Source organism: Stappia albiluteola, assembly GCF_014050225.1.
In the GTDB taxonomy this organism is placed as follows: Bacteria; Pseudomonadota; Alphaproteobacteria; order Rhizobiales; family Stappiaceae; genus Hongsoonwoonella; species Hongsoonwoonella albiluteola.
The window spans coordinates 122,875-136,476 of sequence record NZ_JACFXV010000034.1 but is presented as its reverse complement, the minus strand read 5'-3'; the positions used below and the strand labels follow the sequence as shown (position 1 = coordinate 136,476).

The 13,602-nt window shown below is 64.1% G+C and carries 12 protein-coding genes and 1 other RNA gene; 5 read left to right on the top strand and 8 right to left on the bottom strand.

What is annotated here, in order from left to right; all coding sequences use genetic code 11:
- The 5 genes from H2509_RS03140 to H2509_RS03120 form a co-directional block, all read right to left on the bottom strand.
- Nucleotides 1-956, bottom strand: a 956-nt coding sequence (locus H2509_RS03140; RefSeq protein WP_182161583.1) for an IS30 family transposase, incomplete at its 3' end; no start/stop codon positions are given.
- Nucleotides 957-1,376: 420 nt separating this feature from the next.
- Nucleotides 1,377-1,640, bottom strand: coding sequence for a hypothetical protein (locus H2509_RS03135; RefSeq protein WP_182162196.1), 264 nt, complete (start codon nt 1,638-1,640; stop codon nt 1,377-1,379).
- A 978-nt stretch (nt 1,641-2,618) separates the two neighbouring features.
- On the bottom strand, nt 2,619-3,242 hold the full coding sequence (locus H2509_RS03130; protein WP_182162194.1) for a histidine phosphatase family protein: 624 nt from the start codon (nt 3,240-3,242) through the stop codon (nt 2,619-2,621).
- The gene (nudC, locus tag H2509_RS03125) at nt 3,239-4,198 is read right to left on the bottom strand and encodes an NAD(+) diphosphatase (protein WP_182162192.1); all 960 of its coding nucleotides are present in this window, start codon (nt 4,196-4,198) and stop codon (nt 3,239-3,241) included. The genes H2509_RS03130 and nudC overlap by 4 nt, the downstream gene beginning before the upstream one ends.
- Before the next feature lie 49 nt (nt 4,199-4,247).
- Nucleotides 4,248-4,658 carry an HIT domain-containing protein gene (locus tag H2509_RS03120; RefSeq protein ID WP_182162190.1) on the bottom strand — a complete coding sequence of 137 codons (411 nt, stop codon included), beginning with the start codon at nt 4,656-4,658 and terminating at the stop codon, nt 4,248-4,250.
- 129 nt (nt 4,659-4,787) lie between these two features.
- Here H2509_RS03120 and H2509_RS03115 point away from each other — a divergent pair, with 129 nt between their 5' ends.
- The 5 genes from H2509_RS03115 to recR all read left to right on the top strand — a co-directional run bounded on the left by H2509_RS03115 (nt 4,788) and on the right by recR (nt 9,639).
- Entirely contained in the window at nt 4,788-6,425 is a 1,638-nt protein-coding gene (locus H2509_RS03115; protein ID WP_182162188.1) for an acyl-CoA synthetase, read from the top strand.
- A gap of 48 nt (nt 6,426-6,473) precedes the next feature.
- Nucleotides 6,474-6,571: signal recognition particle sRNA small type (gene ffs / locus H2509_RS03110), an RNA gene on the top strand.
- Between the two features lie 140 nt (nt 6,572-6,711).
- On the top strand, nt 6,712-8,628 hold the full coding sequence (locus tag H2509_RS03105; protein WP_209001769.1) for a DNA polymerase III subunit gamma/tau: 1,917 nt from the start codon (nt 6,712-6,714) through the stop codon (nt 8,626-8,628).
- Between the two features lie 68 nt (nt 8,629-8,696).
- Complete coding sequence (locus H2509_RS03100; RefSeq protein ID WP_182162186.1) at nt 8,697-9,017, top strand: YbaB/EbfC family nucleoid-associated protein; 321 nt, start codon at nt 8,697-8,699, stop codon at nt 9,015-9,017.
- A gap of 13 nt (nt 9,018-9,030) precedes the next feature.
- Nucleotides 9,031-9,639 (top strand): recombination mediator RecR, encoded by a 609-nt coding sequence (recR, locus tag H2509_RS03095; protein WP_182162184.1) that lies wholly within the window; start codon nt 9,031-9,033, stop codon nt 9,637-9,639.
- A gap of 8 nt (nt 9,640-9,647) precedes the next feature.
- On the opposite strand, the gene H2509_RS03090 is transcribed toward recR, so the two are convergent.
- Genes H2509_RS03090 through H2509_RS03080 form a run of 3 tightly spaced genes read right to left on the bottom strand, consistent with a single transcriptional unit; the run spans nt 9,648 to nt 13,594 of the window.
- A complete protein-coding gene (locus H2509_RS03090) occupies nt 9,648-11,279 on the bottom strand; it encodes an ABC transporter ATP-binding protein (RefSeq protein ID WP_182162218.1) in 1,632 nt (543 codons plus the stop codon).
- A 19-nt stretch (nt 11,280-11,298) separates the two neighbouring features.
- Nucleotides 11,299-12,450 (bottom strand): ABC transporter permease, encoded by a 1,152-nt coding sequence (locus H2509_RS03085; RefSeq protein WP_408022659.1) that lies wholly within the window; start codon nt 12,448-12,450, stop codon nt 11,299-11,301.
- A 28-nt stretch (nt 12,451-12,478) separates the two neighbouring features.
- Nucleotides 12,479-13,594, bottom strand: coding sequence for a microcin C ABC transporter permease YejB (locus H2509_RS03080; RefSeq protein WP_182162181.1), 1,116 nt, complete (start codon nt 13,592-13,594; stop codon nt 12,479-12,481).
- Between the last annotated feature and the right edge of the window lie 8 nt (nt 13,595-13,602).

The following is a 13,602-nucleotide window of genomic DNA, read 5'->3' as shown; positions in this document are numbered from 1 at the left end:
GGCGTCCTGAAGGCAAGGCATTTGCGCGGGGTATTGTTGTAGTGCTCGACCAACTGTCGGATTTGGCCTTGATCGATGGTTGCCAGATCCGACTTGCGCGGCAAGATCTTGCGCATGCGGCCGATGGCATTCTCGATGCCACCCTTCTGCCAGGGGGCGTGCGGATCGCAGAAGAAGGTGGCGAGGCCGAGCCTGTCCGTGAGTTCGAAATGCAAGGCGAATTCCGTGCCATTGTCGAAGGTGAGCGACCGGCGCAACAGGCGGGGCAGCGGACCGAAGCGCTGAACCAGGGCCTGGACGACGGCGCGCGCGGTCTTTCGCGACAGCCGATCGATGGTGAGGATGCGCGAGCTGCGCTCATGGGTGACCAGCACATACTGGCCATAGCGGGAAAAGGCCATGAGGTCGGCCTCCCAGTGGCCCGGCGTGGCCCTGTCGTCGGCCTCGGCGGGACGTTGGGCCAGCGGGCGGCGCAGCTTGATGAAGCTGACGGACGAGCCGCCGCGCAGGCCCAGGCGGCCCCTGCGGTTCTTGGCGCGCGGCAGTAGGCGGTGCCAGTAATCCTTTTGCGCCGAGCGGTGATAAACGAAGCGGTAGATGGACTCATGGCTGATGAGCGTGCCACCGTGCTCGCGCGCCAGCCGGCCGGCGATCTGTTCGGGTGACTGTCCCATCGCAAGGCGTTGCCTGACCATGTCGCGCAGCGCCGGCTGGCGTGCCAGCTTGTAGCGGGCATCCCAGCGCCGGCGCCGGAGGGCCAGTCCGTGCGCCCGTTCCCCGTCATAGCTGCCGCACCACTGCTTGGTCGGCCTGGCATTGCGCCGCAACTCGCGGCTGATCGTGGCAGCCGAACGACCCAGTTGCCGTCCGATCCAGCGCAGCGAGCGCCCTTCCCGGTGCCACAGCTCTATCTTTACCCGCTCCCGCAGGCTCAACTGATCGTAACTTTGTCCCATCGCGGCAACACCTTAGCAGGTGTTGCACTTGTTTCGTGAATTCAGCACATCCTGTTGCGGACCAACGTGCCCACAATCTCTGTCATGCCGGCTCGACCGGGCATCCAGTAGCCGTTGACGTGAGAAATTCAGCCACCAACGCATGCGTTTACTGGATCCCCGTTTTCACGGGGATGACACCGGAGTATGTGACAAGCGGCCTGCCACAAGCTCAGGCGTCATCCCGGCCCGCGTGCGCGCCAGCGCATCGCGAGAGCCGGGACCCGGAAATCTTTGCGGGCGGAGCCCGCCCGAAAACATGGGTCGTCATCGCCGGACCATTGACCGGCGACCCGCTCGTTGTGCACCGTTGAGGTGCGGGTGGTTCGATGGGGCGAGCGGGTGTCCGGCAAGGCCCGGACATGACGATTCCTTCGCCCGTCAGGGCGTATTTCGTGAACCGATGGGCGGGGCAAGTTCAACGACCGCCGAACGCGAAATCGCGGGCGGAGCCGCCTCGACAGCCGGTGCGCTGTGCTTGTCGGCGAGGGTGAGCTGGTAGCGGCGCAGGCGGTAGTCCAGCCACGCGGTAACCAATGAAATGGTGGTGATGCCGAAGGCGGTGACGCCCATGGCCTTCACCCAGTCCGCCGTCGAGCGCCAGGTAAACAGGACGTCTTTGAAGAAGTCGTAGCCGTCCGCCATTCTTGCCTCCCCTTCGGATGCTTGAACCGCCAGAGGAAGCACCTCTGGCGGCCGGGGAGGTGACAAGCCGACCACAAGGCGGCTGCGATGGCCTTTCGGGCAAGCCCTTGGACATACGCCATCGCCTCCCCGGCCATGAGGGTTTGGACCCCTGAGGTCGAGGAGGCATCAATACGGCTGATGCCAGCCGTTGTGGTAAGGGTTGTCACACCCCCGGGCCAGTCTTTTTCACTGGCCTGCGCGCATTCTAGTCAAGGAAGTGCGCGAAGGAAAGCGCAATTCCCGGTTGATGGCCACATTCATTCGGACGCATGTGTTGGCGCCGATTGGATACGCGGGTCGAGCCTGCGTATGACGAGCCGAGAGGATGCGGCAGAGGGGCCACTCGCCCTGTCGTGCTTGCGCCAACGCGCCCACACACTCTGTCATGCCCGGCTCGACCGGGCATCCAGTAACCGCCAACGCCGGAGATTTAGCCAATGAGGCTGGTGTCTACTGGGTCCCCGTCTTCACGGGGATGACACCTGAGTTCGGAGCAAGCGCATTGCCTGACCGCCGGCCTTCGACGTAACGCTCTGCCTCTCCCATCGTCTTCGCCGGGCCTGACCCGGCGATCCAGGGAGCAACGGTAAAAGACGCAGACGCAGATTGGATGCGCGGGTCGAGCCCGCGTATGACGAACCGAGAGGGTCGTGGCAGAGAGGCAGTCGCACACTCCGTCATCCCGGGCGAGTGAGGCGCAGCCGAACGATGACCCGGGACACAGATGACATGCTGCGGGCATGGCCCGCTCCCTCATCAATTGATGACGCGCGTGGCGCGAAAAATATCTGGATTCCGGCTCTCGCAATGCGCTTGCGCGCATGGCCATGCCGGGATGACGACGGAGTGCGGGATCGGCGCTCGGACTGCGTCCTCGCTGTTGCGATGGGGTAGCTACCCTCGCACATCACGCCCGTCCGGACAGCCATTCGTAGATCAACCAATGGGCGATGAAGAACTCGGAAAAGCGGCAATGTCGTCAATCCGCTGCCACAACAGGTCGGCAACGCGAGGCCGGATCAGCATCGCGCGGTCGAAGAAGTAGAAATGCCCGCCGCCCGCCGGCTGGTCGTGGCGGCGATCGATCTCAAGCGCGGCAAGATGACATTTCAGCAGCGTGCCGACCGCGCCATGGCCAACGAAGAGAACTCCATCTCCGGGATGGATCCCGTTCAACGCGGTTGTCACGCGCTCAACGACCCGCCGCTGCGCGTCCCGGGCCGTCTCCCAGCCTCTGACGCTTGCGCCAGGGACGGCGAAGAAGGCGTCGGCAACCGTCTCGAACTCGTCCGGCGGCAGGAAGCCGGTGGCCGAGCGATCGTTTTCATGCATCAGCGGATCGACGATCACCTCAAGCCCGAGATGTCCGGCGAAGATCCCGGCCGTCTCAACCGCCTTGCGCTCGGCGCTGGAAAACACATGCCGGATGGACGTCAGGAACGGTTGCCGCAATCCGGCCTGCGCCCTCTCCCGCCCTCTGGCCGAAAGGCTCCAGTCAGGAACCGGCACTGACGGATCGACCGCGACCTCGGGATGGGTGAGGTAGACGCAATCGCTCATTCGCGCCCGAGAGCCCATTCGCGGATCAGCCAATGGGCGATGGAAAGCGGCGGCGGTACGCGAAGGCCTGCGGCATGGGTGCCGGCCAGCATGTCGAGCACCTCCGCACGCGAGAACCACCGGCAGGCTTCCAGTTCGGTTTCGTCCATGACGATATCTCGCGAAAGCGCCTCGCCCCGGCAACCGATCATGAGCGAAGCCGGGAAGGGCCATGGCTGGCTGGCCCGGTAGCCGACCCTGCCGACCTGCACGCCCGCCTCCTCGAACACCTCGCGGCGCACGGCATCCTCCACCGTCTCGCCCGGTTCGATGAAACCCGCCAGCGTCGAGAACACCGCTTCCGCCAGCCGCGGCGTGCGCCCCATCAGGCAATTTTCGCCATCGGCAATGAGCATGATCGCGACCGGATCGGTGCGGGGAAAGTGCAGCCCGCCGCATTGCGGGCAATCGCGGCGATAGCCACCCTGCGTCATGCGGCTCTCATGGCCGCAGCGCGAACAGAAGCGATGCGTCGAATGCCAGTGCGACAGTGCGCGCGCCTGCGCAAGAATGCCGAGTTCTTCCGGTGACAGCGCCCCCTGGATCGCCAGCGAGCGGATATCGATGAGCTTCAGCGGTCCTGCGGCCTCGATCTCCTCCTCGCCTGCCGGCAGCGATGTAGCGAAAATCGGCGACCGGCTTTCGCGCTCAAAGCCGAGAAGCACGGTCTCGACATCGACCATGCCGAAGCGTGCGCCCAACGCTCTTTCATGCAGGCTGGTCAGCGGACCCTTGCCGCCTTCGCCAAGATTGATCACCGGTTTCTCGCTGCAGAAACAGACGAAGCGGGCGGCGGGCGAATTCATATGTTCGGCGAGCCAGCGCGCATCGCCGCGATGCTCGGATAGCCGCTCCAGCCTGTTGCCGGCATAGGAAAACCCGTCGCTCAACTGCGGTGGAATGTCCTGGAAGTTCATGTTTCTTGTCCGCTTCCGCTTTTCGTGATTGCAATCCAGCAGGGCGGAACTACCCCGAAAGCCGGTCGATCAGCGCCGATATCAGGTGATCCCGGCGCCCCTCGTCGTAGCGCGTTGCGGGCGCGAAGCCCCAGACAGGGTTCGGCCAGGCCGCGTCGTCCTGATTGCGGGCGATCACATGCACATGAAGCTGCGACACCTGATTGCCGAGCGCGGCCACGTTGAGCTTCTGGCAATCCGTTTCCGCCCGCAGGGCCTCGCTTGCGAGCGCGATTTCCGCCATGAGTTGCGCACGGTCATCGCCTTCAAGATCGATCAGTTCAATCAGGTCGCGGCGGCGCGGCACCAGCACCAGCCAGGGATAATTGGCGTCCTTCATCAGCCGGACTGCGCAAAGTGGCAGTTCCAGAACAGGGTAGGTATCCGCCGAAAGGCGGGGATCGAGTTCAAAGGATGACATTGCCGCCTCCCGAAGCGGGCATGAGATACAAGCCGTTGCCGGCGACTATAGCCCCGCCGCATCGCGGCACGTGACTTTTTCTTCTGCGGCGTTCAAAACATCGGGAAAAGGGAGAGTGCGGGAGGACACATGCTGCGGCGGGCAGAAACCTATGACGCCCTTTATGGCGGATTCCGCTGGGATATCCCCGAACGCTACAACATGGGCGTCGACGTTTGCGACCGGTGGGCGGCGCGCGAGCCGGACCGCCTGGCGCTGACCTTCGTGGAGAAGGACGGCAGCATCCGGGATTACAGCTACGGCGACCTGAAACGGCTGTCGAACCGACTGGCCAACCTGCTCGCCGACAAAGGGGTTGCCCGCGGCGACCGGATCGGCATCCTGCTCCCCCAGGCGGCCGAAACCGCCTTCGGTCATATCGCCGCCCACAAGCTCGGCGCGATCTCCATTCCCCTCTTCATGCTGTTCGGCGAGGAGGCGCTGGAATACCGGCTTGCCAATTCCGGTGCGAAGGCCGTGATCACCAATGCCGACGGAGCGGCGAAGCTTGCCCAAATCCGCGATCGCCTGCCGGAGCTTGCGCACGTTTTCACCATCGACGGCGCGCGGCAAGGCACGCTCGACCTTCATTCCGAAATGGCCGGTCAAAGCGAGGAGTTCCAGCCCGTCGACACGGCCGCCGACGATCCGGCGGTCATCATCTACACGTCCGGAACGACGGGACAGCCGAAGGGCGCGCTGCACGCCCACCGCGTGCTGCTCGGCCATCTGCCGGGCGTGGAGATGAGCCACGATTTCCTGCCGCGGGAAGGCGACCGCATCTGGACGCCAGCCGACTGGGCGTGGATCGGCGGGTTGCTCGACGTGCTGATGCCGGCGCTCCATCACGGCGTTCCGGTGGTGGCGCATCGCTTCGAGAAATTCACCGGCGAAGCCGCGTTCCAGTTCCTGCAGGATCACAAGATCCGCAATGCCTTCCTGCCGCCGACGGCGCTAAAGATGATGCGCCAGGTCGAAAGTCCGGAAAAGCGCTGGAAGATCTCCATGCGCTCCGTGGCGAGCGGCGGCGAAACGCTGGGTGCCGAGCTGCTCGACTGGGGGCGGCGCGTCTTCGGCGTCACCATCAACGAGTTCTACGGCCAGACCGAGTGCAACATGATCGTCTCCTCCTGCGGGGCGATCATGGATGCGCGACCGGGCATCATGGGACGCGCCGTGCCCGGCCACCGGCTGGCGATAGTCTCCGACGGCGGCGAGGAACTGCAGACAGGCGAACTTGGCAATATCGCCGTGCGCCGACCCGATCCGGTGATGTTCCTCGGCTATTGGAACAACGAGGCGGCGACGGATGCCAAATTCGCCGGCGACTGGCTGCTGACCGGCGACACCGGCATTCGCGACGAGGACGGCTGGATCCGCTTCGTCGGACGCGACGACGACGTCATTACGTCAGCCGGCTACCGCATCGGCCCGGGCGAAATCGAGGACTGCCTGATCGGACACCCGGCGGTGAAGATGGCTGGCGTCGTCGGCAAGCCGGACCGGCAGCGCACCGAGATCGTCAAGGCCTATGTGGTTCTTGCCGACGGCATCGCGCCCGGCGAAAACCTTGCAAGGGAAATCCAGTCCTGGGTGAAGACACGGCTTTCCGCACACGAATATCCACGCGAAGTCGCCTTCGTCGACGCCCTGCCGATGACGACGACGGGCAAGATCATCCGCCGGGAACTGAGAGAGCAGGCTAAAAGAGAGTTGGAGGGGAAATGATCCCTCCCCCTTGCCAAACACCCTCCCCTTGCTGATATAAGGCGCCAGGGAGGTTGGTGGTGGACGAGCCACTCGCCAACCGGGTCAGGTCCGGAAGGAAGCAGCCCCAACGAGTCGCGGCACGGGTCATCGTGCCAGCCTCCCGCCTCATCAGCCCTTGCCCGCAGCCTGTCCGGATGCCGCCATCATGTGGCAGATCGCGACGAAAGTGCATTTTTGCGGTGACAAGGCGCCGGCCCGCGAGACAGAGCGGGGCCGGGCCGATAGACTGGGCGCCATGGACGGCATGGTCTCATCCGATACGCAAACAAGTTCAGCAGCAAGCACTCCGCCTGACAGGCAGGGCGCCTATCGCGTGCTTGCGCGCAAATACCGCCCGCGCACCTTCGACGATCTGGTCGGCCAGGAACCGATGGTGCAGACGCTGCAGAACGCGTTCGAGACCGGGCGCATCGCGCAGGCGTGGATGCTCACGGGCGTGCGCGGCGTCGGCAAGACGACGACAGCACGTATCCTGGCACGCGGCCTGAATTATTCCCTTCCCGGCGAGATCGACCAGCCTACGGTAAAGCTTGACCGGCCCGGCGTTCATTGCGAAGCGATCATGGAAGGCCGCCATGTCGACGTGATCGAGATGGACGCCGCCTCGCATACCGGCATCAACGACATTCGCGAGATCACCGACGCCGCCCGCTACCGACCGGCTTCGGCGCGCTACAAGGTCTACATCATCGACGAAGTGCACATGCTCTCCAACGCGGCCTTCAACGGCCTGCTGAAGACGCTGGAAGAGCCGCCGGAGCATGTGAAATTCATCTTCGCCACGACGGAAATCCGCAAGGTGCCGGTCACGGTGCTGTCGCGCTGCCAGCGATTCGACCTGAGGCGCATCGATACGGGCAAGCTCGTCGCCCTGCTCAGGCGTATCGCCGATGCCGAATCGATCGGCATCTCCGACGAGGCGCTGGCGCTGATCGCCCGGGCCGGAGAAGGATCGGCGCGCGACAGCCTCTCGCTGCTCGATCAGGCGATCGCCCATGGCGGCGGTGCGATCGATGCGGAGGTCGTGCGCCAGATGCTGGGACTTGCCGACCGCGCCCGCATCATCGATCTCTTCGAGCACACGATGCGTGGCGACGCCGCCACCGCTATGGCGGAACTGCAGGCGCAATATGCGATCGGCGCCGATCCGGCAGTGGTTCTCTCCGATCTCGCCGAATTCACCCATCTCGTCACGCGCATGAAGATCGTGCCGAAATCGGCCGACGAAGCCTCGGTGACCGAGGCCGAGCGCCTGCGTGGACGCGACTTCGCCGAGAAGCTGTCGCTGCGCGTGTTGTCACGCTCGTGGCAGATTCTGCTGAAGGGTATCGCCGAGGTTCAGGCCGCGCCGAAGCCGCTGGCCGCCGCCGACATGGTGCTGGTGCGCCTTTGCTATGCCGCCGACCTGCCCGATCCGGAAGAGGCGCTTCGCCTATTGCGGGAAGGCGGAGCGTCCCTGCCGGCGCGCGCGCCGGGGACTTCGCAGGTTGAGCCTGCCTCCGACACCCCGTCGCGCGGAGAGCTCGTCTCCGCTCCGATGAGTGCAAACGGTGCTAGCGGAGCCGTTTCGCAAGAAACGGCGCAGCCTGCACGCCCCACGGTCGCCTCGGGTCCCCGTCTTCAGGCTGTCCAGAGCGCCCCGCGCGAGGATGCCCCTCCTGCGCCGGTTGCCGAACCTCAACCGCAAGCGCAGCCGGAACCCGCGGTTGCCGGCCCGCGATCCTTGGCCGAATGCGCGGCCCTTGCCGGCGAGAAACGCGATATCCCGCTGAAGGTTTCCATCGAAAGACAGGTACGGCTAGTGAAATTCGAGCCGGGCCGCATCGAATTCCAGCCGACGCCCGATGCCGATCCCGACCTTGCCGGCCAGCTTGGCCGCAAGCTCAGCGACTGGACCGGCACGCGCTGGATCGCCATTGTCAGCCGGACGCAGGGCCGCCCGACGCTGCACGAGGAGAAGGTTGCCGCCCAGCACCAGCTCCTTTCCGACGCCAGGGCCGAACCGGCGGTCGCATCCCTTCTTTCGGCCTTCCCCGGCGCGGAAGTGGTTGACGTGCGCATCAATTCGCCCGAAAGCGATATGCCACCGGCCGACCCGCTTCTGAGCGAGGCGCTGGGGGAAGCGAGCGACGGCGACGAGCCGGAATTCGGCGGTAACTGACCCGATTCCAGATCTTTCATGAAAGCCGGCGCCGCTTCACGGCCGGCCCAACGAAATGGAGACGTCCGATGGACTTCCTGAAGATGATGAAGCAGGCCAAGCAGCTCCAGGAAAAGATGGGGACGCTGCAGGAAGAGGTGGCGCAGATCGAGGCGACCGGTTCGGCCGGCGCCGGCCTGGTGACCGTGACGCTTGGCGGTAAGGGCGACCTCAGGGCGCTGAAGATCGATCCCTCGCTGGCAAAGGCGGAGGATATCGAGATCCTTGAGGACCTGATCATCGCCGCCCATAGCGACGCCAAGACCAAGGTCGAGACGGCGATGCAGGAAAAGACCCAGGAAATGATGGGCGGCCTCGGCCTGCCCGCCGGCATGAAGCTGCCGTTCTGAGCGCTGTTCAAGCATGACCAGCCGCAGCATCGCCGGTCCCGAGATCGAGCGCCTGATCCAGTTGCTTGCCAAGTTGCCGGGCCTTGGGCCCCGCTCGGCCCGGCGCGCGGCGCTTCACCTGATCAAGAAGAAGGATCAGCTTCTCGTGCCCCTTGCCGAGGCGATGGGCGTTGCGGTGGCCAACGTGGGCCTGTGCTCGGTCTGCGGCACGGTCGACACCAAGGACCCCTGCACCATCTGCAGCGACCCGCGTCGTGATGCTTCCACCATCGTCGTCGTCGAGGACGTTGCCGATTTGTGGGCGCTGGAGCGGGCGGCGGCACTCAACTGCCGCTACCACGTGCTTGGCGGCACACTGAGCCCGCTCGACGGCATCGGCCCGGACGATCTCAATATCGCCGGGCTCGTCGACCGGGTGTCGCAAGGCGGGGTCAGCGAGGTAATTCTTGCCGTCAACGCGACAGTCGAAGGCCAGACGACCGCCCATTTCGTCACCGACCGGCTTGCCGGCTTCGACGTGAAGGTTACCCGGCTGGCGCATGGCGTGCCGGTCGGCGGCGAACTCGATTATCTCGACGAAGGCACGCTCGCCCAGGCGCTCAAGGCCCGCACCGCCTTCTGAACCCGGCCCTATTCGCTGACGATGCCTTCGGCCGCCGTTTCCATGTGGAAGGCGGCTGCCATCAGCGCGCGCGTGTAGTCGGTCTTCGGACTGTCGAAGATTTCCGTCGCGGAGCCCGATTCCACCACCTTGCCCGCCCGCATCACGATGACGTCATTCGCAAGCGCCCGGACCACCTTCAGGTCATGCGAAATGAAGAGATAGGCCAGGCCATGCTTTATCTGCAGGTCGCGCAGCAGATCGACGACCTGCGCCTGTACGCTCATGTCGAGCGCCGAGGTCGGCTCATCCAGCATGACGAATTTCGGCTCAAGCACCATGGCGCGCGCGATCGAGATGCGTTGGCGCTGGCCGCCGGAAAACTCGTGCGGATAGCGGAAGCGGGTATCGGGATCGAGCCCTACTTCCTCCAGCGCCGTCGCCACGCGATCGTCGCGCTCTCCGGCCGTAATTCCCGGGAAATGAACGGCCAGCCCCTCGCCGACAATGTCGGCAATGGACATGCGCGGCGACAACGAGCCGAACGGGTCCTGGAAGACGATCTGCATGTCGCGGCGCAGCGGTCGCATCTCCTTCCAGGAAAAACCCTCGATTTCCCTGTCGCGGAAGCTGATGCGCCCGGTCGAGGAAATCATCCTGAGCAACGCGAGGCCCAGAGTCGTCTTGCCGGAACCGCTTTCGCCCACGATGCCGAGTGTCTGGGCTTCGCGCACCTCGAGATCGACGCCGTCCACCGCCTTGATGTGATCGACGGTGCGGCGGAAGAAACCTCGCTTGACCGGGAACCACACCTTCACATCGTCGCCCTTGACGACGATCGGCTTGGACAGGTCGGTCTTCGGCGGCGCGCCTTTCGGTTCGGCGGCGAGAAGCTTCTTCGTATAGGGGTGCTGTGGATCGGCAAAGATCTCCGCAACGGGCCCCTGCTCGACGATCTTGCCTTGCGTCATCACGCAGACCCGATCGGCGATCTTGCGCACGATCCCCAGGTCATGGGTAATGAAGAGCATCGCCATGCCGGCACTCTTTTGTAGCTCTTTCAGCAGCTTCAGGATCTGCGCCTGCACGGTGACGTCCAACGCCGTCGTCGGTTCGTCGGCAATCAGCAGGTCCGGCTCGTTGGCAAGCGCCATGGCGATCATCACGCGCTGGCGCTGGCCGCCCGAAAGCTGATGCGGATAGGAGGCAAGCCGCTTTTCCGGCTCGCGGATCCCAACCTGATCCAGCAGTTCCAACACGCGCGCCCGGGCGGCCTTATCGCTCATGCCGCGGTGGATTTTCAGGATTTCCGCCACCTGCTGCTCGACCGGATGCAAAGGATTGAGCGAGGTCATCGGCTCCTGGAAGATCATCGAGATCGCATTGCCGCGCACCTTGCGCAAAGCGGCCTCGTCGGCCGTCAGCATGTCCTCTCCCTTGAAGAGGATTTTGCCAGAGGGATGCGAGGCGGCCGGATAGGGCAGAAGCCTGACCGTCGACAGGGCGGAGACTGACTTGCCCGAGCCGCTTTCCCCGACCAGCGCAACGGTCTCACCCTTGCCGATATCGAAGGAAATATGGTCGACGGCCGTCGTCGTCCTGCCGTTCTGCGTGAAGGCAACGGAGAGGTCGCGGACGGAGAGGAGCGGCAATTCGGTCATCTTTTCCATTGGCCGCACCTCACGCGAAGCTCTTGCGCGGATCGAAGGCGTCGCGCACCGCTTCACCGATGAAAATCAGCAGGCTCAGCATGATGGAGATGACGAAGAAGCCGGTGATGCCGAGCCAGGGCGCTTGCAGGTTGTTCTTGCCCTGCGCCAGCAATTCGCCAAGCGAAGCGGAGCCGGGAGGCAGGCCGAAGCCGAGAAAGTCGAGCGCCGTGAGCGTCGAGATCGAGCCGTTCAGGATGAAAGGCATGAAGGTCAGTGTCGCCACCATGGCGTTGGGCAGCATGTGCCGCCACATGATAACCCGGTTGGAAACGCCCAGCGCGCGCGCAGCCGTCACGTACTCGAAATTGCGAGCGCGCAGGAACTCCGCCCGAACCACGCCGACCAGTGCCACCCAGGAAAAGGCAAGCAGGATCGTGAACAGGGTCCAGAAGCCCGGCACCAGCACCGAGGAAACGATCAGAATGAGGTAGAGCGTCGGGATCGCCGTCCAGATTTCGATGAAGCGCTGGAAGAAAAGATCGACCAGCCCGCCATAATAGCCCTGCACCGCGCCTGCTCCGACGCCGATCAGCGACGAGGCGATTGTGAGCGCCAGTCCGAACAACACGGAGATACGGAAGCCGTAGATGAGGCGGGCAACGACGTCGCGGCCCTGGTCGTCGGTCCCGAGCCAGTTCCAGTTGCCAAGCGTACAGTTCGGATCGTCCACTCCAAGCGGGTAGCGCGAACAGCGCGTCTCCTTGTCGAGCATCCAGGACGGCGGCGCGGGGGCCGGCACCGGAATCTCGTTGTTCACCGTGCGATAGGAATAGCGGATCGGCGGCCAGACCATCCAGCCGTTTGCCGAGATCTCGTCCTGGATGAAGGGGTCGCGATAGTCTGTCACCGCCAGGAAGCCGCCGAATTTCTCCTCCGGATAATCGACCAATACCGGCATCAGGATCTCGCCCTTGTAGGAAACGAGGAGCGGACGATCGTTGGCGATGAATTCGGCAAAGAGTGCCCCGATAAACAGGAACAGGAAAATCCAGAGCGACCAGAAGCCGCGCCGGTTGGCCTTGAAATTCGTCAGTCGGCGCCGATTGATCGGCGACAGCGCGAAACGGCCCTTCGGCCGGGCCTGCGATTTGCCTTCCGCGATGAAAGCGCTTTGCTGCATGGTCTTTTCGGCGCGGGTATCCATTGCCTCAGACCTCACGGCTTTCGAAGTCGATGCGCGGATCGATCCAGGTGTAGGTGAGGTCGGAGATGAGGTTCACCAGCAGGCCCATCAGCGAGAAGATATAGAGCGTGGCGAAGACCACTGCGTAGTCGCGGTTGATCACGGATTCGAAGCCCAGCAGCCCCAGGCCGTCGAGCGAGAAGATTGTTTCGATCAGGAGCGAGCCGGCAAAGAAGGACGAAATGAAGGCGCCCGGGAAGCCGGCAATGACGATCAGCATCGCATTGCGGAAGACATGGCCGTAGAGCACCTGCCTCTCGGTCAGGCCCTTGGCGCGGGCTGTCTGGACATATTGCTTGCGGATCTCGTCGAGGAAGGAATTCTTGGTCAGCAGCGTTGTCGTGGCGAAGGCCGACAGCACCATCGCCGAGAGCGGCAGCACGAGATGCCAGAAATAGTCGACGATGCGCGCCGGCCAGGAGAGCTGCTCCCAATTGTCGGACGTGAGGCCCCGTAGCGGGAACCAGTCGAGGAACGATCCGCCGGCGAAGAGCACGATCAGCAGGACGGCGAAAAGGAAGCCCGGGATGGCATAACCGACGACTATGACAGCGGAGGTCCACACGTCGAAGCTCGAGCCGTCCTTTACCGCCTTGCGGATACCCAGCGGGATCGACACGGTATAGGAGATCAGCGTCATCCACAGGCCGAGCGAGATGGAAACCGGCATTTTCTCGACGATGAGATCGATGACGGCGATGTCCCGGAAATAGCTCTCCCCGAAATCGAAGCTGGCATAGTCCAGGAGCATCTTGCCGAAGCGCTCCAGCGGCGGCTTGTCGAAGCCGAACTGGCGCTCGAGGTCCTTCACGAATTCCGGGTCAAGGCCCTGGGCGCCGCGATATTTCGACGTCACGCCCTGGCCGGCGCTGAAATCCTGCTGGCCGCTTCCCGCGCCCAGGTCCGAGCCGGAGCCGCCGCTGATGCGCGCGGTCGCCGAAACGTCGGTCCCCTGCAACTGCGCGATGACGCGTTCAACAGGCCCGCCGGGCGCGAACTGGATGATGGCGAAGTTGATCGCCATGATCCCCACCAGCGTCGGGATGATCAGGAGAAGTCGCCGCAGGATATAGGCGCCCATCGTGTCGT